Source organism: Nocardioides sp. S-1144 (assembly GCF_005954645.2).
GTDB lineage: Bacteria > Actinomycetota > Actinomycetes > Propionibacteriales > Nocardioidaceae > Nocardioides > Nocardioides dongxiaopingii.
This window is the reverse complement of sequence record NZ_CP040695.2, coordinates 466,984-489,107: the sequence shown is the minus strand read 5'-3', so window position 1 is coordinate 489,107 and position 22,124 is coordinate 466,984. Positions and strand designations below refer to the sequence as shown.

Annotated in this window: 20 protein-coding genes; 7 read left to right on the top strand and 13 right to left on the bottom strand. The window is 73.7% G+C overall.

What is annotated here, in order from left to right; genetic code table 11:
* Positions 1-35 precede the first annotated feature (35 nt).
* The 9 genes from FE634_RS02370 to FE634_RS02330 form a co-directional block, all read right to left on the bottom strand.
* Entirely contained in the window at positions 36-713 is a 678-nt protein-coding gene (locus tag FE634_RS02370) for an L-ribulose-5-phosphate 4-epimerase (protein ID WP_137294398.1), read from the bottom strand.
* A complete protein-coding gene (gene araB / locus FE634_RS02365) occupies positions 710-2,419 on the bottom strand; it encodes a ribulokinase (protein ID WP_138874977.1) in 1,710 nt (569 codons plus the stop codon). The genes FE634_RS02370 and araB overlap by 4 nt, the downstream gene beginning before the upstream one ends.
* On the bottom strand, positions 2,416-3,456 hold the full coding sequence (locus FE634_RS02360) for a LacI family DNA-binding transcriptional regulator (RefSeq protein WP_262347548.1): 1,041 nt from the start codon (positions 3,454-3,456) through the stop codon (positions 2,416-2,418). The genes araB and FE634_RS02360 overlap by 4 nt, the downstream gene beginning before the upstream one ends.
* Positions 3,453-4,487 carry a galactofuranose ABC transporter, permease protein YjfF gene (gene yjfF, locus FE634_RS02355; protein ID WP_148240313.1) on the bottom strand — a complete coding sequence of 345 codons (1,035 nt, stop codon included), beginning with the start codon at positions 4,485-4,487 and terminating at the stop codon, positions 3,453-3,455. The genes FE634_RS02360 and yjfF overlap by 4 nt, the downstream gene beginning before the upstream one ends.
* Positions 4,484-5,584 (bottom strand): ABC transporter permease, encoded by a 1,101-nt coding sequence (locus FE634_RS02350; protein WP_262347547.1) that lies wholly within the window; start codon positions 5,582-5,584, stop codon positions 4,484-4,486. The genes yjfF and FE634_RS02350 overlap by 4 nt, the downstream gene beginning before the upstream one ends.
* On the bottom strand, positions 5,577-7,223 hold the full coding sequence (locus tag FE634_RS02345; RefSeq protein ID WP_137294395.1) for a sugar ABC transporter ATP-binding protein: 1,647 nt from the start codon (positions 7,221-7,223) through the stop codon (positions 5,577-5,579). Before FE634_RS02345 ends, FE634_RS02350 begins: the two co-directional genes overlap by 8 nt.
* Positions 7,224-7,329: 106 nt before the next feature.
* The gene (locus FE634_RS02340; protein ID WP_148240312.1) at positions 7,330-8,334 is read right to left on the bottom strand and encodes an ABC transporter substrate-binding protein; all 1,005 of its coding nucleotides are present in this window, start codon (positions 8,332-8,334) and stop codon (positions 7,330-7,332) included.
* 193 nt (positions 8,335-8,527) lie between these two features.
* Complete coding sequence (locus FE634_RS02335) at positions 8,528-9,577, bottom strand: aldose epimerase family protein (RefSeq protein ID WP_148240311.1); 1,050 nt, start codon at positions 9,575-9,577, stop codon at positions 8,528-8,530.
* A gap of 27 nt (positions 9,578-9,604) precedes the next feature.
* On the bottom strand, positions 9,605-10,630 hold the full coding sequence (locus FE634_RS02330; protein WP_262347546.1) for a LacI family DNA-binding transcriptional regulator: 1,026 nt from the start codon (positions 10,628-10,630) through the stop codon (positions 9,605-9,607).
* Between the two features lie 90 nt (positions 10,631-10,720).
* On the opposite strand from FE634_RS02330, the gene FE634_RS02325 reads away from it, so the two are divergent.
* Genes FE634_RS02325 through FE634_RS02310 form a run of 4 tightly spaced genes read left to right on the top strand, consistent with a single transcriptional unit; the run spans position 10,721 to position 14,144 of the window.
* A complete protein-coding gene (locus FE634_RS02325) occupies positions 10,721-11,641 on the top strand; it encodes an NAD-dependent epimerase/dehydratase family protein (RefSeq protein ID WP_138874975.1) in 921 nt (306 codons plus the stop codon).
* The gene (locus FE634_RS02320; RefSeq protein ID WP_138874974.1) at positions 11,638-12,852 is read left to right on the top strand and encodes an FAD-dependent monooxygenase; all 1,215 of its coding nucleotides are present in this window, start codon (positions 11,638-11,640) and stop codon (positions 12,850-12,852) included. The genes FE634_RS02325 and FE634_RS02320 overlap by 4 nt, the downstream gene beginning before the upstream one ends.
* Positions 12,849-13,601: an SDR family NAD(P)-dependent oxidoreductase gene (locus FE634_RS02315; protein ID WP_138874973.1), complete on the top strand. Its 753-nt coding sequence runs from the start codon at positions 12,849-12,851 to the stop codon at positions 13,599-13,601. The genes FE634_RS02320 and FE634_RS02315 overlap by 4 nt, the downstream gene beginning before the upstream one ends.
* Before the next feature lie 51 nt (positions 13,602-13,652).
* Positions 13,653-14,144, top strand: coding sequence for a hypothetical protein (locus tag FE634_RS02310; protein WP_138874972.1), 492 nt, complete (start codon positions 13,653-13,655; stop codon positions 14,142-14,144).
* A 52-nt stretch (positions 14,145-14,196) separates the two neighbouring features.
* On the opposite strand, the gene FE634_RS02305 is transcribed toward FE634_RS02310, so the two are convergent.
* Positions 14,197-14,571, bottom strand: coding sequence for a YciI family protein (locus FE634_RS02305; RefSeq protein WP_137294965.1), 375 nt, complete (start codon positions 14,569-14,571; stop codon positions 14,197-14,199).
* Positions 14,572-14,840: 269 nt separating this feature from the next.
* On the opposite strand from FE634_RS02305, the gene FE634_RS02300 reads away from it, so the two are divergent.
* Positions 14,841-15,431 (top strand): GNAT family N-acetyltransferase, encoded by a 591-nt coding sequence (locus FE634_RS02300; protein WP_137294966.1) that lies wholly within the window; start codon positions 14,841-14,843, stop codon positions 15,429-15,431.
* 67 nt (positions 15,432-15,498) lie between these two features.
* On the opposite strand, the gene FE634_RS02295 is transcribed toward FE634_RS02300, so the two are convergent.
* Positions 15,499-15,861: a DUF1801 domain-containing protein gene (locus tag FE634_RS02295; protein WP_148240310.1), complete on the bottom strand. Its 363-nt coding sequence runs from the start codon at positions 15,859-15,861 to the stop codon at positions 15,499-15,501.
* A 123-nt stretch (positions 15,862-15,984) separates the two neighbouring features.
* Positions 15,985-16,380 carry an OsmC family protein gene (locus FE634_RS02290; RefSeq protein ID WP_137294968.1) on the bottom strand — a complete coding sequence of 132 codons (396 nt, stop codon included), beginning with the start codon at positions 16,378-16,380 and terminating at the stop codon, positions 15,985-15,987.
* A 180-nt stretch (positions 16,381-16,560) separates the two neighbouring features.
* Here FE634_RS02290 and FE634_RS02285 point away from each other — a divergent pair, with 180 nt between their 5' ends.
* Complete coding sequence (locus FE634_RS02285; protein WP_138874971.1) at positions 16,561-20,904, top strand: phosphodiester glycosidase family protein; 4,344 nt, start codon at positions 16,561-16,563, stop codon at positions 20,902-20,904.
* A 366-nt stretch (positions 20,905-21,270) separates the two neighbouring features.
* Positions 21,271-21,819, top strand: a complete 549-nt coding sequence (locus tag FE634_RS02280; protein WP_138874970.1) for a DUF6461 domain-containing protein — start codon at positions 21,271-21,273, stop codon at positions 21,817-21,819.
* Positions 21,820-21,890: 71 nt separating this feature from the next.
* On the opposite strand, the gene FE634_RS02275 is transcribed toward FE634_RS02280, so the two are convergent.
* Positions 21,891-22,109: a hypothetical protein gene (locus FE634_RS02275; RefSeq protein WP_138874969.1), complete on the bottom strand. Its 219-nt coding sequence runs from the start codon at positions 22,107-22,109 to the stop codon at positions 21,891-21,893.
* Positions 22,110-22,124: the final 15 nt, after the last annotated feature.

Genomic DNA, 22,124 nt, shown 5'->3' with positions numbered 1-22,124 from the left:
CTTCTCTGGGGACGGACGGGGGGGTGCCGGCGCGCTCAGCGCTGGCCGTAGACGTTCTGGTACCGGTCGAACAGGGCGTCGACGTGGTGCTGCTCGATGGGCACGGGCACGCCGAGCTGGCGCGAGACGTGCACGGTGCGGGCGACGTCCTCGCACATGACGGCGGCCTTGACCGCGGCCCGCGCCGTGGCGCCGACGGTGAAGACGCCGTGGTTGCGCATCAGCACGGCCGGCGAGCGGCTCCCGCGGAGGGTCTCGACGATGCCGCGCCCGATGGAGTCGTCGCCGATGACCGCGAACGGCCCGACCGGGATCTCGCCCCCGAACTCGTCGGCGCCCATGGTCAGCACGCACGGGACGGGTTCGCCGCGGGCGGCCCACGCGGTGGCGTAGGTCGAGTGCGTGTGGACGACGCCGCCGACCTCGGGCATCTCCCGGTAGACGTGGGCCTGGGCCTCGGTGTCGGACGACGGCGCGTGCTCGCCCTCGACCACGCGGCCGTGCAGGTCGCACACCACCATGTTGTCGGGGGCGAGGTCGTCGTAGGACACGCCGCTGGGCTTGATGACCAGCAGGTCGCGACCCGGCACGCGGGCCGAGACGTTGCCGGCGGTCCACACCACCAGCTGGTAGCGGGTCAGCTGCTCGTGCAGGTCGCACACCTCCTGGCGCAGCGCCAGGATCGCGTGCCGCACGTCGTCGACGACGGTCATGCCCGCGCCACCTCTCGGTCCCGGCGCGCCTGCACGGCGTCGCGGCGGATCGCCTTGAGCCGGCGCATGGTCGGGTTGCCGCGGCCGAAGTGGTCGTGCAGCGCGACGTACTCGGCGAAGAGCGCGTCGTAGCGCTGCGCGCGGGCCTCGTCGGGCACGAAGACGCCGCGGCGGACCCGGCCCATCGCCTTCGCGGCGGTCGGCACGTCGGGGTAGGCGCCGGCCGCGACCGCCGCGTGGATCGCCGACCCGAGCGCGGGTCCCTGCTCGGAGTCGATGAGCGAGAGCGGGAGCCGCGTCACGTCGGCGTAGACCTGCATCAGCAGGTGGTTGCGCGCCAGGCCGCCGGCGACGACGAGCTCGTCGACCGGCACGCCGCTGTCGCGGAAGGTCTCGACGATGACGCGGGTCCCGAAGGCGGTGGCCTCGAGCAGCGCGCGGTAGACGTCCTCGGGCCGGGTGGCCAGCGTCTGGCCGACCACGAGGCCCGAGAGCTCGTGGTCGACCAGCACCGAGCGGTTGCCGCTGTGCCAGTCGAGGGCGACCAGGCCGTGCTCGCCGACCTCCTGCGCCGAGGCGAGCCGGGTGAGGTGCTCGTGGACCGACTCCCCGGCCGCGGCCGCGGCGTCGACGTACGACGGGGGCACGCTGGTGCGGGTGAACCACCCGAAGATGTCGCCGACGCCGGACTGGCCGGCCTCGTAGCCCCAGCTGCCCGCGACGATGCCGCCGTCGACGACGCCGCACATGCCGGGCACCTCGCGCAGCACGTCGGCGCTCATCACGTGGCAGGTGGAGGTGCCCATGATGGCGACCATCTGGCCGGCGTCGACGGCCTGGGCGGCCGGCGCGGTCACGTGGGCGTCGACGTTGCCGACGGCCACGGCAATGCCCGCGGGCAGCCCGGTCCAGGCGGCGGCCTCGGCGGTCAGCGTGCCGGCCCGCTCGCCGAGCTGACCGACGGGCTGGTCGAGCTTGTCGGGCACGAAGGAGGAGAAGCCGGGCGCCAGCTCGTCGAGGTAGTCGGGGCCGGGGTAGCGCCCCGACTGGAGGATGCCCTTGTAGCCCGCGGTGCAGGCGTTGCGCACGTAGGTGCCGCACAGCTGCCACACGATCCAGTCCGCGGCCTCGACCCAGCGCTGCATGCGGTCGTAGAGGTCGCGGTCCTCCTCGTAGACCTGCAGGCCCTTGGCGAACTCCCACTCGGAGGAGATCAGGCCGCCGTAACGCGGGAGCCAGGCCTCGCCGCGCTCCTCGGCGAGCCGGTTGATCCGGTCGGCCTGGGCCTGCGCGGCGTGGTGCTTCCAGAGCTTGACGTAGGCGTGCGGCCGGTCCTCGAGGCCCGGCACCTCGCTCAGCGGCGTGCCGTCGGCCAGGGTCGGCACCATCGTGCAGGCGGTGAAGTCGGTGGCGATGCCGACCACGTCGGCGGGGTCGACGCCGGCGGCCGCGACGGCGGCGGGCACGGCGTGGCGCAGCACGTCGCGGTAGTCCTGCGGCACCTGCAGGGCCCACTCGGGCGGCAGCGCGCGGCCGGACGCCGGCAGCCGGTCCTCGAGCACCCCGTGCGGGTAGTCGTGGGTCGCGGTGCCGAGCTCGGCGCCGTCGGAGACCCGGACGACCAGGGCACGACCCGAGAGCGTGCCGAAGTCGACCCCGACGACGTAGGTCTCGCGCTGCTCGAGGGGCTGGTGGGGGGTGGTCACGAGGGGGTTCCTTCCGGGAGGGCGGCCGAGCTGGCCCGGACGACGAGCTCGGGGGCGATGAGGCGGTCGGGGACGACGTCGTCGCTGTCGCCCCGGATCGCGCACTGGAGGATCTCGATGGCCCGCCGGCCGACGGCGCCGAAGTCCTGGCGCACCGTGGTGAGCGGCGGGATGAGGTAGGCGGCCTCCGGGATGTCGTCGAAGCCGACGACGCTGACGTCGTGGGGCACCCGGCGTCCGGCCTCGTGCAGGGCACGCAGCAGGCCCAGGGCCATCTGGTCGTTGGCGCAGAACGCGGCCGTGACGTCGCGACGCCGCGCGATCTCCAGCCCCGCGGCGTACCCGCTGCGCGCCGACCAGTCGCCGGTGACGTGCGGCGCCGGGCGGAGACCGGCGGCGTACATCGCGGTCTGGTAGCCGAGCAGCCGGGCCCGGGCCTCGGTCCAGGACGGCGGACCGGAGAGGTGGACGACGTCGGTGTGCCCGAGGTCGAGCAGGTGCCGGGTGCCCAGGACGGCGCCCTCGCACTGGTCGACGCCGACGGTCCACCGCGTCTGGTGTCGGTCGCCCTCGACGACCACGACGGGGATCCCGAGGTCCTCCTGGGCGCGGGCGACGTCGAGGGCCTCGTCGGTCGCGGCGATCAGCACGATCCCCTCGACGCTCTGGTCGCGCAGGTGGCTGATCGCGTCGACGAGCTCGTCGCGGGTGAGGTCCTGGAGGTTGGCGGAGCTGACGAAGTAGCCGGCCTCGCGGCCGGCGGCCTGGATCGTGCGGTGCACGGTGCTCGGGCCCCAGTAGCCGCTCTTGGACCCGATCACGCCGATGGTCGCCGAGCGCTTGGTGACCAGGGCGCGGGCGGCGGTGTTGGGGCGGTAGCCGAGCTGTCGGATGGCCTGCTCGACGCGGTCGCGGGTCTCCGGGCGCAGGTTGGTCCGGCCGTTGACGACCCGCGAGACGGTCTGGTGCGAGACGCCGGCCAGCCGGGCGACGTCGGCCATGACCGGGGTGCGCAGCTCGGCGCGCTGGGAGGTCACGACGCCCGCCGGGTCATGAGGCGCTGGACGACGACGAAGACGAGCACTAGCACCCCGATGCTGATCCGGGTCCACCAGGAGCTGAGGGTGCCGTCGAAGGAGATGAAGGTCTGGATCACGCCCAGGACCAGCACCCCGACGAAGGAGCCGACCACGAAGCCCCGCCCGCCGGTGAGCAGGGTGCCGCCGATGACCACGGCGGCGATCGCGTCGAGCTCCATGCCCACGGCGTTGAGCGAGTAGCCCGAGAGCGTGTAGAGCGAGAAGAGGATGCCGCCGAAGGCGGCGCAGAACCCGCTGATGGCGTAGACGCCGACCTTGGTGAACCCGACCCGCAGGCCCATCAGGAGGGCGGAGGACTCGTTGCCGCCGATCGCGTAGACCGTGCGCCCGAACCGGGTGCGGGCCAGCACGAAGGCCGCGACCGCGACGGTGGCGACCGCGACGATCGCGGTGCGGCCGAGGTAGTAGCCCCCGGGCAGCGTGGTGGTGCTGAACGCCCAGGACTGGAAGGTCTCGTCGGCGATCGGGATCGAGTCGACGCTGATGAGGTAGCAGAGCCCGCGCGCCAGGAACATCCCGGCGAGGGTGGCGATGAAGGGCTGGATGTCGAAGTAGTGGATCAGCAGGCCCATCGCGATGCCGAGCGTCGTCCCGACCATCAGCACGGTCGCGACGGTGAGGTACGGCGACCACCCCATCTCGAGGGTCTTGGCCGCGATGACCGTCGAGAGCGCCAGGTTGGACCCCACCGACAGGTCGATGCCGCCGGTGAGGATGACGAAGGTCATCCCGACGGCCAGCACGATCAGGAAGCTGTTGTCGAGCAGCAGGCTCAGGAACACCTGGGGGTCGGTGAAGCCGTCGTAGCGGGCGCCCCCGACGCCGAACATGCCGAGGAACAGGGCGGTGGTGGCGATGACCGGCAGGTACTGGGAGGCCGGGGTGTAGGTGCGCACGCGGTCCCACGCGGTGGGGCGGCTGCCCGCGCCGGCGGTGCCGGGGGTGGTCCGGGCCGTGGCGGTGCTCATGCGGTGGCTCCCTTCGAGGAGCGGACGGTCAGGCGCGAGCGGAGGGCCGCCCGGGCGCGGGGCGACTGGAGCAGGCAGACCAGGACGACGACCAGGGCCTTGAACAGGTAGTTGGCCTCCACGGGGATCCCGATGTTGGGGATCGTGCGGGCCAGCGTCGCGATGAACAGCGCGCCCACGAGGGTGCCGGTGAGCGAGAACCGGCCCCCGGCCAGCGAGGTGCCGCCGATGACGACGGCGAGGATCGCGTCGAGCTCGATCCACAGGCCCAGGCTGTTGGCGTTGACCGAGTTGGTGTTGGCGGCCACGACCAGGCCCGCGACACCGGCGCACAGCCCGGAGAAGACGTAGACGGTCCAGATGATCGTCCGGGCCCGGACGCCGGCCAGGCGGCTCGCCTCCGGGTTGATCCCGACCGCCTCGATGAGCATGCCCAGCGCCGAGCGCCGGGTGAGGAGGGCGGTGAGCGCGTAGACGCCCACGGCGATGATGAAGGCGATCGGGAGGGTGAGGAAGAAGCCCGAGGCCAGGGCGCTGAACGTGTCGTTGGTGACGGTGGTGATCTGGCCGTCGGTCACCAGCATGGCCAGCCCGCGCCCGGCGACCATGAGCACGAGCGTCGCGATGATCGGCTGGATGCCGAGCACCGACACCAGGAAGCCGTTCCAGAGGCCCAGCGCCACGCAGACCGCGAGCGCGGTGGTGCAGGCGAGGACCGCGGTGCCGACGCCGCCCTGCGCGGCGCTGTCGAAGATCTGCGTGCAGGCGATCGCCGCGGCGATCGCCGCGATCGCGCCGACCGAGAGGTCGATGCCGCGGGTGGCGATCACCAGCGTCATCCCGGTGGCCACGAGCAGGATCGGGGCGCTGTTGCGCACGATGTCGACGAGGCTGCCGAACAGGTGGCCGTCCTGGAGGCGCACCTCGAGGAAGGAGGGGTTCGCGACGACGTTGACCACCAGCAGGACGACGAGCGCGAGCACCGGCCAGACCAGCGGGTGGGCCAGCACCCGGGACAGGGTCGTGGGGCGGGTCGCGGCCGGAGCCGGGGCCGGCTCGGTCGTCGTCCCGGGCAGCGTGGGGAGGGTGTCAGCCACGGCGGGCCTCCGTCTCGGCGTGGTCGGGGTGGTCGGCGGTGTCGGCGGTGTCGGGGACGGCGCCCTCGGGGCGGGCCTCGCCGGCGATGACCTCCAGGACGTCGCTCACGGTGAGGTCGCGGTTGGGCCGCTCGGCGATCTTGCGGCGGTCGCGCATCACGACCAGGCGGTCGGAGAGGCGCAGCACCTCCTCGAGCTCGGCGGAGATGAAGACCACCGACATCCCGCGGGCGGCGAGGTCGGCGACGAGCGCCTGGATCTGGGTCTTGGCCCCGATGTCGATCCCCCGGGTGGGCTCGTCGAGGATCAGCAGCTCCGGCTCGGTGATCAGCCAGCGGGCCAGGAGCACCTTCTGCTGGTTGCCGCCGGAGAGGTTGCGCATCAGGGCGTGGGGGTCGGCCGGGCGGATGTCGAGGGCCTTGACGTACTCCTCGACCAGGCGGGTGCGCACCGCCGGGGGGATGGGCCGCATCCAGCCGCGCGAGGCCTGCAGGGCGAGCAGCATGTTGTCGGCGACGCTCAGGTCGGCGATCACCCCCTCGCCCTTGCGGTCCTCGCTGGCGAAGGCGATCCTGCGGTCGATCGCGTGGCGCGGGCTGCGGAGCCGGCGGCGCGTCGAGCGCACCTCGATCGTCCCCTCGTCGGCGCTGTCGGCCCCGAAGAGCAGGCGCGCGAGCTCGGTGCGACCGGAGCCGAGGAGGCCGGCGACGCCGATGACCTCCCCGTCGAAGACCTCGAGGTCGGTCGCCTCGAGCGAGCCCTTGCGGCCGAGCCCGACGGCGCGGAGCAGCGGCGTCCGGTCGGCGGTCGGCGCCGCGGCGGTCCGCTCGAGCCGGTCGAGGACGGCCAGGTCGCGGCCGATCATCAGCTGCACCAGCTGGAGCTGGGTGGTCTCGGCGACCGTCCGCTCCTCGACCAGCCGCCCGTTGCGCAGGATCGTCATTCGGTCGGCGATCTCGTAGACCTGGTCGAGGAAGTGGGACACGAAGACGATGGCGGTCCCCTTGTCGCGCAGGTGACGCATGACGTCGAAGAGCTTGGCCACCTCGTCGGCGTCGAGGCTCGAGGTCGGCTCGTCGAGGATCAGCACGCGGGCCTGCACGTCGACGGCCCGCGCGATCGCGACCAGCTGCTGGACGGCGATGGGGTGGCTGCCGAGCGTGGACCGCGGGTCGACGTCGATGCCGAGCCGCTGGAGCGTGTCGGCGGCGCGCCGGTTCATGGCGCGGTGGTTGATCATGCCGAGCCAGCGGGGCTCCCGACCGAGCATCATGTTCTCGGCGACGGTCAGGTTGGGCACCAGGTTGACCTCCTGGTAGACCGTGCTGATGCCGGCGGCCTGGGCGGCGGCCGGCGTCGAGAACTCCTGCTCCTCGCCGTCGACCAGCACGGTGCCGGAGTCGGTGGCGTAGACGCCGGTGAGGGCCTTGATCAGCGTCGACTTGCCGGCGCCGTTCTCCCCCATCAGGGCGTGCACCTCGCCCGGCAGGAGCCGGAGGCCCACCCCCGACAGCGCGGCGACCGAGCCGAAGGTGATCGAGATGTCGCGCATCTCGACCACGGGCGTGCCGTGCGCCGCGTCGGGGACGGGGCCGGCCTTGCCGAGCCCGACCGTCTGGGTCGCGTCGGTCTGCGTCATCTGGTGCCTCCGGGGCGGGCAGGTGTGGCTGCCCGCTGGGTCGGGGTGGACGGGACCGCCGCGGGTCCGACCGGGGTGGCCGGTCGGACCCGCGGCGTGCTGGGGCCTAGTACTGGCGCTCGGCCAGGACCTCGGCGGCCTGCTCCGGGGTGAAGGTGGTCTCCTCGGTCACGACGCGGGTCGGGACCTCCTCGCCGGCGAGGACCTTCTCGGCGAGGTCCATCAGCTGCGGCCCGAGGAGCGGCGAGCACTCGACGATGAAGTTGATCTTGCCCTCGGAGAGCGCGGTCATCCCGTCCTTGACGGCGTCGATGGTGATGATCTTGACGTCCTCGCCGGGCACGAGCCCGGCCGCCTCGATCGCCTCGATCGCGCCGAGACCCATGTCGTCGTTGTGGGCGAAGACCACGTCGATGTCGTCCTCGGACTGCAGGAACGCCTCCATCACCTGCTTGCCGCCGTCGCGGGTGAAGTCGCCGGTCTGCGACTGGCTGATGGAGATCTCGCCGTTGGCGGCGATGACCTCCTCGAACCCCTCCTTGCGGTCGATGGCCGGCGCGGCGCCGGTGGTGCCCTGGAGCTCGACGACGTTGATGTCGCCGTCACCGTCGACGTCGGCGTCGGCGGCGTTGTCGACCAGCCACTGGCCGGCCTTCTTGCCCTCCTCGACGAAGTCCGAGCCGAGGAAGGTCTTGTAGAGCGAGGTGTCCTCGGAGTCGACCGCACGGTCGGTCAGGATCACCGGGATGTTGGCGCGCTTGGCCTCCTGGAGGACGGCGTCCCACCCGGTCTCGACGACCGGGCTGAAGGCGATCACGTCGACCTTCTGCTGGATGTAGGAGCGGATCGCCTTGATCTGGTTCTCCTGCTTCTGCTGGGCGTCGGAGAACTTCAGGTCGACGCCGGCCTCGGCCGCGGCCTCCTGGATGTTCTTGGTGTTGGCGGTGCGCCACCCGCTCTCGGCGCCGACCTGGGCGAAGCCCATGGTGATCGTGTCGTCGGAGCCGCCGCCGTCGGCGGCGGCATCGCCGCCCCCGTCGCTGCCGCAGGCTGACAGGGTGCCGGCGCTCAGGGCGATCGCGCTGAGCGCGACCAGAGTCTTCTTGATCACTGTTGTTCCTCCGTGTCCGGTGGGCGTCCGCGCCCTGTGACCGCTGTCACTGCAGTGAGTGTGAGCGCTAACATCGGCGCGCGTCAACCCCCCTGCCGGGATTGATCCGGACAAATGTGAACGCTCACTCCGAGAGGATGGAGTGGATCGTTCCAAGGCCCGCCGACGGGCGTCCTCGCGTCGCGGTGACCGGTCAGCGCACCGCGCTGAAGCGCCACTCGTGCCGAGCCGTGTAGCGCTCCCCCGGCTCCAGCCGGGCGCTGGGCCACTCCGGGTGGTGCGGCGAGTCGGGGAAGAGCTGGGGCTCGAGCGCGACGCCGTCGCCCTGCCGGTAGAGCCCGCCGTCGACCGACCCGCGGGTGCCGTCGAGGAAGTTGCCGGTGTAGACCTGCAGCCCGGGCTGGTCGCAGCGCAGGGTCAGCGCGGTCCGGGTCGCGGGCGACGTCAGCACGCAGGCCGTGCGCAGCCCGTCGTCGTCCCACGGGGAGTCGAGCACCAGGTTGTGGTCGAGCCCGCGCGCGTCGAGCACCTGCGGGTGCGCGCGCCGGACCGCCGACCCGATCCGGGTCGGGCGGCGCAGGTCGAACGGCGTGCCCTCGACCGCCGCGTGCGCCCCGAGCGGGATCCCCTCCGCGTCGACCGGGGTGTAGGACGCCGCCGGCACCTGCAGCAGGTGGCCATCGACTGTGCCGGCGTCGCGCCCGTCGAGGTTGAGGTAGACGTGCTGGGTCAGGTTGACCACGGTCGTCGCGTCGGTGGTGGCGGCGAGGTCGATGCGCACCGCGTCGGCGTCGACCGCGAAGGTGACCTCCGCCGTCAGCTCGCCCGGGTAGCCCTGGTCGCCGTCCGGGCTGACGAGGCGGAGGCGGGCGGTGGCGCCGTCCTCGTCGAGCAGCGTCCACAACCTCCGGTCGAATCCGTCGGGGCCGCCGTGCAGGTGGTGGCCACGGTCGTGGGTGCCGAGCCGGTGCTCGACGCCGGCCAGCGGGAGGTGGCCGTCGCGCACCCGGTTGGCGTAGCGGCCGACCGTGGCGCCGACGTAGTCGCCGGAGGCCAGGTAGTCGGCCGAGGTGGCGTGCCCGAGGGCCACGTGGCGTCGGGTGCCGTCCCCGCCGGTGACCTCGAGGTCGTGCACGGTGGCGCCCAGGGTCAGGAGCCGGAGCACCGGTCCGGGCGCGGCGCCGAGCTCCACCAGGTGGACCTCACGTCCGTCGGGCAACCGGTCGAAGACGGAGACGCTCACCGTGTGAACGTTAACATCAGCGCGGCCTCAGTGGTCCCGCGGCGCGGCCGTCGAGCGGCGCACGACGAGGTCGGGCGCCACGAGCTCGAGCGCCTCCGACGTGCCGTCGATGGCGCCGAGGGCGAGGTGGACCGCGCGCCGGCCGAGGGTTGAGAACTCCTGGCGCACGGTGGTCAGCGCCGGCCAGAAGTACGCCGCCTCCGGCACGTCGTCGAACCCGACCACGCTGACGTCGTCGGGCACCCGCCGGCCCTGCTCGTGCAGGGCGGTGAGCACGCCGAGGGCCATGGCGTCGTTGCCGACGAAGACCGCGGTCACGTCGTGGTCGGCGGCGATGCGCCGCCCGGCCTCGTGACCGCTCGGCGGGGTCCAGTCGCCCGGCACCTCCGGACCCGGCAGCAGCCCGCGCTCCTCGTGGGCGGCGCGCCAGCCGTCGCGACGCTGCTGGGCCTCGACCCAGTCGAGCGGGCCGGTCACGTGCGCCACGCGGCGGTGGCCGAGGTCGAGCAGGTGCGACGTCGCCGCCATCGCGCCGGCGCGCTGGTCGATCCCGGCCGCGAGGCGCTCGTCGGGGCCGACACCCTGGGTGAGCACGACCGGGATCGGCAGGTCCAGCGCGCGCACGCCCTCCAGGGCGGCGTCGTGGGCCACCGCGATCACGACCGCCTCGACGGCCTGGTCGAGCAGCCGGTCGACGGCGACCTGGAGACCGTGGTCGGTGAGGTCCGACAGGCCGACCAGCGAGATCTCGTAGCCGGCCTCGTGGACGGCGTCCTGCATCGAGGCGGCGATCATGCTCGGCCCGTAGTAGGACAGGTGCGCGGCGACGAACCCGATGCGCCTGGAGCGGTTCGTCGCCAGCATCCGGGCGGCGTTGTTGCGGCGGTAGCCCAGGGCCGCGATCGCGGCCAGCACCCGCTCGCGCGTGTCGCCGCGCACCACCGGGGAGTCGTTGAGCACCCGGGAGACCGTCTGGTGCGACACCCCGGCCTCGGCCGCGACGTCGGCCATGCTCGGTCCGCGGCCGCGGGGGCGCTCCTTCTTCTCGGCCATGGCTGCATCGTAGGGTCGCCGGCCCGGCCGCCCCGGACTCGACCACTGCGGGTGGGGTGGACGCCGCACCCGCGGTGGTTGGCTGGAGCGATGCGCATCTTCTTCACCGGGGGCAGCGGCAAGGCGGGTCGCCACGTGGCTCCCTACCTCGCCTCGCAGGGCCACCAGGTCACCAACGCCGACCTCACCGCCCTGGGGCACCCCGACGTCACCGACCTGCGGGTCGACCTGACCGACGCCGGCGAGACCTGGTCGGCGCTGGCCGGCGTCCCGACGCCGGCCGACCTCGACGACCCCGACCTCGACCTGACCCGCAGGTCGGCCTACGACGCCGTGGTCCACTACGCCGCGATCCCGAGGCCGCTGGCCTCCTCGGACCAGACGACCTACGCGACCAACGTCCTGGCCCACTACAACGTGCTGGAGGCCGCGACCCGGCTCGGGATCCGCAAGATCGTCTTCGCCTCCTCCGAGACCACCTACGGCGTCTGCTTCGGGCAGGGCGACCGCAAGCCGCTCTACGTGCCGGTCGACGAGGAGCACCCGGTCGTGCCGGAGGACTCCTACGCGATGTCGAAGGTCGCCGGCGAGGTCACCGCGCGCTCGTTCCACGCCCGCACCGGCGCCGACGTCTACGGGCTCCGGATCAACAACGTCATCGAGCCGCACGAGTACACCGAGCTGTTCCCCGCCTTCCTGGCCGACCCGGCCCTGCGGCGGCGCAACCTGTTCGCCTACATCGACACCCGCGACCTGGCCCAGATGACGCTGCGCTGCCTGGAGACCGACGGCCTCGGCTTCGAGATCTTCAACGTCGCCAACGCCGACCTGTCGGTCGCCGCCACGACGTCCGAGCTGATCGAGCGCTTCTACGGCGGCGTCGAGGTCCGGCGCGAGATGGGCCCCGACGAGACCTTCTACTCCATCGACAAGGCCCGCGACCTGCTGGGCTTCGCGCCGCAGCACTCGTGGCGCGACGTCCTCGACGACCCGCGGGGCGGGACCCGGTGACCCTGCGGATCCTGGTGACCGGGGCGAGCATCGCCGGCCCGGCCGCGGCCTACTGGCTGGACCGGACCGGGCACGACGTCACCGTCCTGGAGCGGACGCCGGAGCCCCGCACCGGCGGGCAGAACATCGACGTGCGCGGCCTGGCCCGCGACGTCCTGGAGCGGATGGACCTCCTCGACGCCGTGCGCCGGGCCGGCACCGGCGAGGTGGGGCTCCGCTTCGTCGACGAGGACGGCGGCACGGTGTCGGAGTTCCCCGCCCACGCCGGTGGCGACGGGGGCGACGGCCCGACCGCGGAGCTGGAGATCCTGCGCGGCGACCTCGCCGAGATCCTGCGCGACGCCTGCGGTGACGGGGTGACCTGGTGGTACGGCGACCACGTCGTCGACCTCGACGACTCCGGCTCCGCCGTCACGGTCACCCTGGCCGGCGGCGCGACCCACGAGTTCGACGTCGTCGTCGTCGCGGAGGGCCCGCGCTCGCGGACCCGGGACCTGGTGATGACCGGCGACCGCACCCCCGTGCTCGACCGCCTCGGCATGTACTCCGCCTGGCTGACCGTGCCGCGCACCGACGCCGACGACCGCTGGTGGCGCTGGCTCAACGTCCCGGGCTCGCGCTCGGTGCACCTGCGTCCCGACAACACCGGCAGCACCCGCGCCATGCTCAACGTGATGACCGACGAGACCGGCCTCGCCGACCTCGACCCCCACGACCTGCGCGCCGAGCTGCGCGAGCGGTTCGCCGACGTCGGCTGGGAGACCCCGCGCATCCTGGCCGCCCTCGACGACGCCGACGACCTCTACGTCGACGACCTGACCCAGGTGCGGTGCCCCACCTGGAGCCACGGTCGGGTGGTGCTGCTCGGGGACGCCGCCTGGTGCATCACGCCGATCGGCGGCTTCGGCACGTCCCTGGCCCTCATCGGCGCCTACGTGCTGGCCGCGCAGCTGCAGCGGTCGTCGTCGCCCGACGAGGCGTTCGCGGCGTACGAGTCCTGGTTGCGGCCGCTCGTCGAGGAGTCGCAGGACCTCCCGCCCGGCGCTCCCCGCGTCGCCAACCCGCGCTCGCGCGCCGGCGTCGCGCTGTTCCGCACCGGCACCCGGCTCGCCGCCAGCGGCCCGGTCCGGGCGGTGACGTCGAGGCTCGGCTCGGGGTCGGGGTCGGGGTCGGACGAGCAGCGCACGCTGCCCGAGCTGGACGCCTCGTGAGCGTCGCGGGAACAGACGACCAGGAGCCCGGCCGGCTCGACGGGCAGGTGGCCCTGGTGACCGGGGGCAGCCGGGGCATCGGCCTCGCCGTCGCGCGCGGCCTGGGCACCCTCGGCGCCACGGTGGTCGTCGTCGGCCGCACCGCCGACAGCGCCGAGGCCGCCGCCGGCGCGCTGGTCGAGGAGGGGCTCGACGCGGTCGGCGTGGGTTGCGACGTCGCCTCGGCGACGGAGGTGACCGCCCTGCCCGGTCGCCTCGGCCCGCTCGCCGCCGTCGACGTGCTCGTCTGCGCGGCCGGCGTGATGAGCGCCCGCGCCGCCAAGACGCTGCGCACGAGCGAGGAGGAGTGGCGCCGGGTGATGGCGGTCGACCTCGACGGCGTGTGGCGCACCACCACCGCCTTCGTGCCCGGGATGGTCGAGCGCCGCCACGGCCGGGTGGTCGCGGTGAGTGCCTGCCTGGGCCGGATGAGCGGGCCGGGCAACGCCGGCGGCCTGGCGCCGTACCGGATCGCGAAGGCGGGGGTCAACGCCCTGGTGCGAAACCTCGCCCACGAGCAGGGACTCGGCATGCGCGGCGTCCTGGTCGACGCCACCTGCCCCGGTCACTGCCGCACCGACATGGGCGGCCCCGACGCACCCCGCTCGGCGGAGCAGGGCGCCGAGACGGCGGTGTGGCTCGCCGGGCGGCCGGCCGCCGGAGCGCGGACCGGGCTGCTGTGGGAGGACCGCCAGGTCGTCCCCTGGTAGCCGGCTGTCCCGGCGCGCGCACCGGCCGGGCGCGTCGGCGAGACTGGGCCCGTGCCCCGGCGCCGCTTCACCGTCACCCTGCAGCCCGGGGAGGCCGCCCGCCTCCTGGCCTTCGACAACGCCACCCACGCCCGGCCGTCCTGGCCCCTCGGGGAGAACCGGACCTTCCGGCGACGCAACCGGACGACGTTCGAGGTCAAGGACCACGCCTCGATGGGCGCGGGCAAGGCCATGGTCGCGACCCTCGGCACCGCCGTGCTGCGCGGGGACGACGAGGCCGACGTGACCATCAGGACCAAGGGCGCCTGGGTCGGCTGGCTCCTGGTCGCGGGCGGGCTGTCCATGCTCGCCGTCGTCCCGCGCGACGGCGTCGTCGCCGTCGCCCTGGGCGCGGGCCTGGCCGTGGCCGGGTGGGCGCTCTTCCTGCGGCGACCGGGCGCCCAGCAGGACCTCGACAGCATCGAGCAGGTGCTGCGCCGCGAGCTCGTCGGCGAGTGGACCCGGACCGACGACGACGGTCAGGCCCGGCGCCTGCCCGGGTGAGCACCCCGCGCCGGTCGGGTCGGTGATCGAGCCCGGACCGGCCCGACCGACCTCACCCCCCGAGCGCGACCGCCTGGAGCGAGCCCGCCTTGAAGCGGCGCACTTCCTGCGGCCAGCCGCACCCCTCCGCCACCCGGCCCGCCCACGCGCGGGCGGTCTCGTCGTCGGGCACGTCGATGATGGTCAACCCGCCGAGCCACTCCTTGGTCTCGGCGAAGGGCCCGTCGGTGACGACCACCTCGCCGCTCGTGGCGTCCGCGCTCGCCGCCTCCTCGAGCTCCTCGACCAGTCCCCCGGCGAAGACCAGGACACCCTCGTCCTGCATCGCCCGGACGACGGCCGTGGACGGTTCCACGCGGCTGTGGAACCACGCCTCCTCGTGGTCGCCGACCCACTGCTGGTTGAAGTAGATGAGGTACTGAGCCATCGCTTGCTTCCCTTCGTCGGGCGGACCTGGCGTCCGCCACCACTCACGCCACGAACAGCAGGAGCCCGGTACGACACCGCGGTCCCTGCGACTTCGCGACCGGCGCGCTCATCGGTCCCGGCGCCGGTGGACGGCGATCGAGACGGAGCACACCACCCTGGTTCGTCGCTCGTCCATGCCGGTCCGACCAGCGCACCGACCGGTTCTCATCGGCCGCCCGCTCGCCCGAGGCAGGTGCGAGCACCGGCGCGCGGTCCTAGAGTCACCGCATGCCCGAGTTCACCTGGCTCCCGGCGAACCGCGCGACCCCCGAGGACGTCGAGGCGGTCTTCGCGACCGGTGGTGCGCGCAAGTGCCGGTGCCAGGCCATGAAGGTGCCGGGCTGGATCTGGCGCGACACCAACCAGGAGCAGCGCGACGCCGCCCAGGTCGAGCAGACCGCCTGCGGCACCGACGGCCCGACGTCCGGGCTGATCGGCTACGTCGACGGCGATCCGGCCGGCTGGGTGGCGGTCGAGCAGCGCGAGAACTACCCCCGGCTGTGGAGCCGCAAGCAGCCGTGGATGCGGATGGACCCCGACCTCGCCGGCGTCTGGTCGGTGACCTGCTTCGTGGTGCGGAAGGGATGGCGCAAGTCGGGGCTCACCTACGAGCTCGCCGCCGCCACCGTCGAGCACGGCCGGCAGGTCGGCGCCCAGGTGCTGGAGGGCTATCCCATCGACCCACCGCCGGGCAAGAGCGTGATCTGGGACGAGGCGTCGGTCGGCCTGCTGCAGGTCTTCCTCGACGCCGGCTACGAGGTGGTCGCCTCCCCCACGCTGCGGCGGCGCGTCGTGCGCCGGCGACCCGGCACCGCCTGAGCGCTGCCTGGCCCACCGAGGGTCTCCCGCGCAGCCGCCCCGGTGGTGTCGCCGGCGACGACCGCACCTACCGCGTCCCGGAGACCGCGTCCTGCACCAGGCCGGTGATCCGCTCGGCCACGGCGTCGGTGACCTCGGTGACGGCGTACGCCGTGGGCCACAGACCGCCGTCGTCGAGCCGGGCCTCGCCCGAGAAGCCGAACGACAGGTAGCGCTCCCCGTCGACGTCGGCGCCCCGGAAGAAGCAGAGCACCTTGCCCTTCGGACCGCCCAGGGCATAGGCCGGCTGCTTGTACCAGAGCCGCGGACTCAGCTCGGGCGCCGCGGTCGTGATCACCTCGTGCAGCCGCTCGGCGACCGCGCGGTCGCGCTCGGTCATCGCGGCGATGGTGTCCAGCACCTCGGCGGTCGGGTCCTTCTTGGCGGCCATCTCGGCTCCTCGTTCGTGTCGACGGTTCTCCCACTCCTGACGCCCGGGGTGGGCGAGGTGTGACCGGAGGAGCGGCTCCGGCGCGACGGTGGGACGCGCTGCGGCGTCCCCCCGCGGCTGCCGTCACGACGACCAGGCCCCGCGGACCGACGCGCCGGCCCGGACGGCTCGGGGGATCTCGGCCACCACGTCGACCGCGGAGGCGAGGCGAGCCAGGTCCTCCGCCGGCGCCGACGAGTCGAGGGTGACGGCGTAGGTGATGCCACTCGAGTGCCACTCGGGGTCGAAGTCGCCGTCGGCCTCGACCACGATCCCGGCCACCTCGACGCCGAGCCGCTCGGCCTCGCGGTAGGTGTCGTTCAGGACGCAGAGGGCCACGGACAGGTGGAGCAGCTGCGCGCCGGTGCTGGTGGGCGCGGCGACGACGCCCTCCGTGGTCCACGCGTGGTGGAGCACGGTGCCGTCGCCCGCGCGTAGGGACCCGGCGGTCGCGCGCACGCCCCGTGGTGAGAGGTCCATCCGCCGATTGTGCCCTCCCCGGCATGGCGCGTCCCCGTGGACCAGACCGACCCACGAGCGGTTCCTTCATCGAGCGTTTACCTCCGGACAGCGGCAGGGACGTCGGCCGGTGGCGCAGCACTGCGTGAATCCACCCGTGCCGCGACCGCGGCGTCGTGAACCACGCCCACGAGGTGACGAATGACCCTGCCCCGCCCTCGACCGGACCGCTCCGCGCTCCGGTCCTCGATCTCCGCGCTCGCCGTCTCGGCCCTCGCGGTGGGAGTCCTCGGCATCGCGCCGGCGGCGCCGGCCGTCGCGGCCGCCGTCCCGGCCAGCGCCGCCGCGGACGACCCGGCCCCCACCGCCGGCTCCCTCTCGCTCGTCGACGAGACCGAGGCCGTCGGCCCGGGCATCACGCTGCGCAGCCTGACGTCCGTCACGCCCCAGGGCTGGTACGACCAGCGGATCCTCTCGGTCGACCTCGCCAACCCGGCGGTGACCAGCGACCTGCTCTCCGGCGAGCACGTGACCGACCGCAACGCGATCTCGAGGAAGGCCGACGAGGCCGGCGCCGTCGCCGGCGTCAACGGCGACTTCTTCGACATCAGCAACTCCGGCGCCCCGCTCGGTGCCGCCGTCAAGGACGGCGAGCTGCTCAAGTCCTCGGACCACGGCACCTGGGGTCACGTCGGGGTCGGCCAGGACGGCATCGGCCGCGCGGTCGACATGACGCTGGACGCCAAGGCGACCTTCGGCGGCGTCGACCACGCCGTCGCCTCGCTCAACGCCGCCAACACCCTCGCCGGCTCGCCGGCCGACGCGATCATCGCCTTCACCCCCACCTGGGGCACCTACAACCGGGCGATCGGGGTCAGCGGCGCCACCGACGTCGCCTCGGTGCTCGTGCAGGACGGCAAGGTCGTGTCGGTGGACCCCGCCGCCGCCGGTGCCGGCGCGATCCCCGAGGGCGCGTTCGTGCTGGTGGGCCGGGAGGCCGGCGCCGCCGCGATCCGCACCCTGGTCGCCGGCGACGCCGTCAGCCTCGGCTACGACCTGCGCGACGACATCGCCGAGCAGATGGAGTTCGTCATCGGCTCCAACCGTGAGCTCGTGCGCGACGGCGTCGCGCGGCCGGACTCCGAGCTGGACAACGACGTGCACCCCCGCACCGTCATCGGCTTCAAGGACGGCGGCCGGACGATGCTCCTGGTCACCAACGACGGCCGGCAGTCGCCGGTCAACGGCATGACCATGCGCGAGCTGGCCGCCTTCATGGTCAGCCAGGGCGCCGAGACCGCGTGGAACCTCGACGGCGGCGGGTCCACGACCATGGTGGCCCGGCCCCTCGGCGAGACCGCGACCACGGTGCGCAACCGGCCCTCCGACGGCACGGAGCGGCTCGACCCCAACGGCGTCGGCGTCTTCGTCGCACCGGGCAACGGTCGCGCCGAGGAGCTGGTGATCACCCCCGGCACCGACGACGCCGCCGTCTTCCCCGGCCTGCACCGCACGCTGACGGCCAAGGGCATCGACGACCACATGACGCCGGTGCCGCTGGCGCGCGGCGACGTCCGGTGGAGCACGTCGGCCGGCACCGTCGACGGCGGCCTCCTCGCGGCCCCCGCGGGCGCCGCCGGCACGATCACCGTCAAGGGCAACGCCGACGGCAGCCAGGGCATCGCCCGGGTCCGGGTGCTGCGACCGCTGCGCACGCTGGAGCTGTCGACCAACCGGATCGCCATCACCGACCCGGTCGCGGCCAACGCCGTCCAGCTGCGGGTCACCGGCCGGGACGCCCAGGGCTTCGCCGCGCCCGTCGAGGCGGTCGACCTCGACCTCGACTACGACCGCCGCATCGTCCGGGTCACGCCCTCGGGCACCGGCCTCCGGATCACCCCGCTCACCGACGGCGGCACCGTGCTGGTGCTCAGCGCCGGCGGCCAGAGCGTCAAGCTGCCGATCACCGTCGGAGTGCAGACCGTGCGCCCCTACGCCTTCGACGACGAGGCCGCCGGCACCGGCCGCTGGACGAGCAACAGCTCGGCCGGCGCCACGGTCGCCATCAGCAAGGACCCCGAGGGCGTGCAGCTGCAGTTCAGCGCCACCCGCAACAAGGGCATCACCGCTGCCGGCGTGCCGGCGCGGTGGGTCGAGATCCCCGGCCAGCCGCTGCGGGTCCGCGTAAAGATGAAGTCGAGCGTCGCGGTGCCCGCGGGCCTCACCTACGCCGGCTTCTGGGACGCCGCCGGCAAGTCGGCCGGCCTGTACGGCACCGGCCTGGTGGCCTCCGACCAGTGGCAGTACGTCACCTTCACGATCCCCTCGACGGTGACCTACCCGATCCGCTTCAACTCCTTCCAGGGCATCAACACCGCGGTCGACCAGCAGCAGGCCGGCGCGTTCGTGTTCGGCGGCATCGAGGCCGACGTGCCCTCGGAGATCGAGCTGCCCGCGCAGGAGTCGCTGCGCTCCGACCCGCTGTTCTCGGCCGACGGCCACGTCGACGACGAGCAGGACTGGAACTTCGCGACCCTCTCCGACGTGCAGTTCACCGCGGCCCAGCCCGAGCTGACCAAGGTGGCCGTCGCCGCCCTGGCGCGGATCCGCGCGCAGGAGCCCGACCTGATCGTGCTCAACGGCGACATCATCGACCGCGGCCTCGCCGAGGACGTCGACCTGGCGCGCGAGACCCTGGAGGCCGGCGGCTGCGACCTGGTCGGGCTGGGCGAGGAGCCCGACGCCGAGAGCACGCCCGACCCGGCGTCCGACACCGTCCCCTGCTACTACGTGCCGGGCAACCACGAGTCCTACGGCGTCGGCAACGTGCAGTCCACGCTGGCGGCCTGGGAGGCCGAGTTCGGCCAGCCGTACCGCACCTTCGACCACAAGGGCACCCGGTTCGTGCTGCTCAACAGCGCCCTCGGGTCGCTGCGCGGCTCCGACTGGGACCAGCTCCCGATGCTGCAGGAGGCGCTGGCCACCGCGGTCGACGACCCGGACGTCAGCAACGTCATGGTCTTCGCCCACCACCCGGTCGAGGACCCCGCCGAGACCGACTCGAGCCAGCTGACCGATCGCCTGGAGGTCCGCCTCGTCGAGAAGCTCCTCTCGGACTTCAGCGTCGAGAGCGACAAGGGCGTCACGATGGTGGGCTCGCACGCCCAGATCACGCACGTGGAGCGGGTCGAGGGCGTCTCGTACGTCGTGCTGCCCAGCTCGGGCAAGGCGCCCTACGGCACCCCCGACCGGGGCGGCTTCACCGGCTGGCTCGACTGGAGCGTCGACCGCGACGCCTCGGCGCGCGAGCAGTGGCTCACCGCCGACGTCCGGGCCTTCGCCCAGGAGGTCGTGGTCGACGCGCCCGAGACCCTCGAGGTCAGCCGCGCCGCCACCGTCGGCGGGCACGTCGTGCAGCCGTCCGGCGTCGTCGCGGGCAGCCGGGTCGTCCCGCTGGCCTACCCGATGTCGGTCGACTGGTCCGGTGACGCCGGGCTGGCGATCGGCTCCGGGGACGCCGCCGTCGCGGCCGCCCGGGCCGGCAAGAAGGTCGCCATCCTCGACCCGGAGACCCGTCAGCTGACGGGCCTGCGCACGGGCGAGGTGACGCTGAGCGTCACCAACGACTCGATGCGGGAGTACACCGACGAGGCCTCGGCGGCACCGGTCACGGGCACGCGGACGGTGCAGGTCGTGGCCTACCAGGGCCCCGGCTCGCGCATCGACGCCCCCGCCCCGGTGTTCCCGACCCAGCCGGTGGGCACCACCGGTGCCGGCCAGCCGGTGACGGTGACCAACACCGGCGACCGGCCCCTGCGGGTCAGCGACGTCGCCATCACCGCGACCGGGTCCAGCCCCGCGGGCGAGTTCGTCGTCGCCGGCGAGCAGTGCGCCGGCGTCGACATCGCGCCCGGCGCCTCGTGCGAGGTGCTGGTGCGCTTCGCCCCCTCCGCGGCGGAGGTGACCTCGACGGCGGAGCTGGTGCTCACGGCCAACACGCCCGAGGGCGGCTTCGAGGTCCCGCTGACCGGGCTCAGCTCGGGCCCGCTCCAGGGCGCGCCCGGCGAGCCGGGCGAGGACGGCCCGACCGGACCGACCGGGCCGACCGGACCGACCGGACCCCAGGGTCCCGGTGGCGAGTCCGGCACGCCGGGCGCGACCGGTCCGCAGGGTCCCCAGGGTCCCGCCGGCCCCCAGGGTCCGCAGGGTCCGCAGGGACCGCGCGGCGCCGTCGTGTTCAAGGCGACGAAGAAGGTCGTCCGGGTCGAGCGCGGCGACAGGATGAGCATGCCGTTCCGCCTGGGCAACCAGACCGCGACCGCGCTGCGGCCGACGGTGCGGATCGCCCCGGCCCGGGCGCTGCGCGCGACCGGCAAGCGGGTCGTGAACCCGGCTGCCGTGCGGGCGGGCGCCACCCGGCGGCTGGCCTTCGTGCTCCGCGTCGGCGCGGCGGCCGAGGTCGGCACGCACCGGGTCGAGGTCACGCTGCGGGTGGGCGACCGCACGGTCACCCGGATCGTGAGGGTGCGCGTCCTGCGCGGCTGACCCGCCACCCGACGGCCCCCGACCTGCGACGCAGCAGGTCGGGGGCCGTCCCTGTCACGGGGTCGCGGTGCGTCCGCAGCAGGCCACCGGACGTGCCTCGTCACGGGTGCTTCCAGCCAGGACGCGAAGAACCCCGGAGACGCTGTCTCCGGGGCTCCGCGATCGTCCGGCCGGGTCTCGGGTCCCGGTCGTCCGAAGCTGGGCAGGCCGTCCAAGCGAGTGAGGCTTCACCCGATGATGACGGTTCCGCGTCGCCGATCATGCCCGCCCGCGGGGCGGGTGCACCATCCCCCGATCGGACTCCCCCACCTGGCCCGAACGGGCCATCCTCGACTGGTCGGCGCGCACTGCTGGGACCATGGCCGGGTGATCGACGCGACCAAGTACTCCTGGATCAACCACGACGGACTGGACGTCGCCACCTGCGTGACCGTCGTCCTCGACATCTCGGCCCAGGAGGCGCTGGCCCGGTTCGGCGCCGACACCTCGACGGAGATCGACTTCGACACGGCCCACGGCGAGGGCGTCACGGTCCTGGCGGTCCCGGGCGGGGTGGTCGCGTTCGAGCCGAACGGGTTCCTGGGCTCGATCCCCGACGTGCTGGAGCGACTCGCCGGTGGCGGTCGGGCGGCCAGCGCATTCTGGAACGTCAACGGCGACGACTCGTTCGTGTGGACCACCGACGGAGCGCCGGCCCGGTCGGTCGAGCTGCTGCACGCCGAGGAGGACGACGACGCCGACTCGATGGACGACCTCGGCCTGCCCCCGGTCGTGCACGGCCTGTGGCCGCAAGCCGCCGGCGAGAGCCCGGGACCCTGCGCGGTCGGACTGGCGATGGTCGAGGCCGTCACGGGCATCGAGATCCCCCGGGCCGCCCTCGCCACCGACGCCACGTTCTACCGGCTGCCGCAGTAGTCGAGCGGGTGGGTGTGCGGCCGCCCGCCCGGGCCGGGTGGCGCACGCTCGCGCCGGCTGCCGCCACGGCGTCAGGCGCCTCGGTGGGAGCGGTCCGTCTGCGGCAGCCCGTTGGCGTCCGCCCAGTCGAAGACGGCCCAGGAGAACCCCGACTCGTAGGCGGGGCTGACGGCGGGCACGGTCGGCAGCTCCGCCTCGACGCCGTGCTTCAGGCACAGCGACCGGCCGTCCTGGTAGCCCCGCATCCACTCTCGATCCACGAACCCGGTCTCCATGCCCCAGTCGAACACATGTTCGACTCGACC

Bases quoted from the DNA above. Each gene is read 5' to 3' on its own strand.
- FE634_RS02370 (WP_137294398.1), bottom strand. From the start codon at position 713: ATGACCGTCGTCGACGACGTGCGGCACGCGATCCTGGCGCTGCGCCAG.
- yjfF (WP_148240313.1), bottom strand. From the start codon at position 4,487: ATGAGCACCGCCACGGCCCGGACCACCCCCGGCACCGCCGGCGCGGGC.
- FE634_RS02345 (WP_137294395.1), bottom strand. From the start codon at position 7,223: ATGACGCAGACCGACGCGACCCAGACGGTCGGGCTCGGCAAGGCCGGC.
- FE634_RS02330 (WP_262347546.1), bottom strand. From the start codon at position 10,630: ATGGCCGAGAAGAAGGAGCGCCCCCGCGGCCGCGGACCGAGCATGGCC.
- FE634_RS02325 (WP_138874975.1), top strand. From the start codon at position 10,721: ATGCGCATCTTCTTCACCGGGGGCAGCGGCAAGGCGGGTCGCCACGTG.
- FE634_RS02305 (WP_137294965.1), bottom strand. From the start codon at position 14,571: ATGGCTCAGTACCTCATCTACTTCAACCAGCAGTGGGTCGGCGACCAC.
- FE634_RS02300 (WP_137294966.1), top strand. From the start codon at position 14,841: ATGCCCGAGTTCACCTGGCTCCCGGCGAACCGCGCGACCCCCGAGGAC.
- FE634_RS02295 (WP_148240310.1), bottom strand. From the start codon at position 15,861: ATGGCCGCCAAGAAGGACCCGACCGCCGAGGTGCTGGACACCATCGCC.
- FE634_RS02290 (WP_137294968.1), bottom strand. From the start codon at position 16,380: ATGGACCTCTCACCACGGGGCGTGCGCGCGACCGCCGGGTCCCTACGC.
- FE634_RS02285 (WP_138874971.1), top strand. From the start codon at position 16,561: ATGACCCTGCCCCGCCCTCGACCGGACCGCTCCGCGCTCCGGTCCTCG.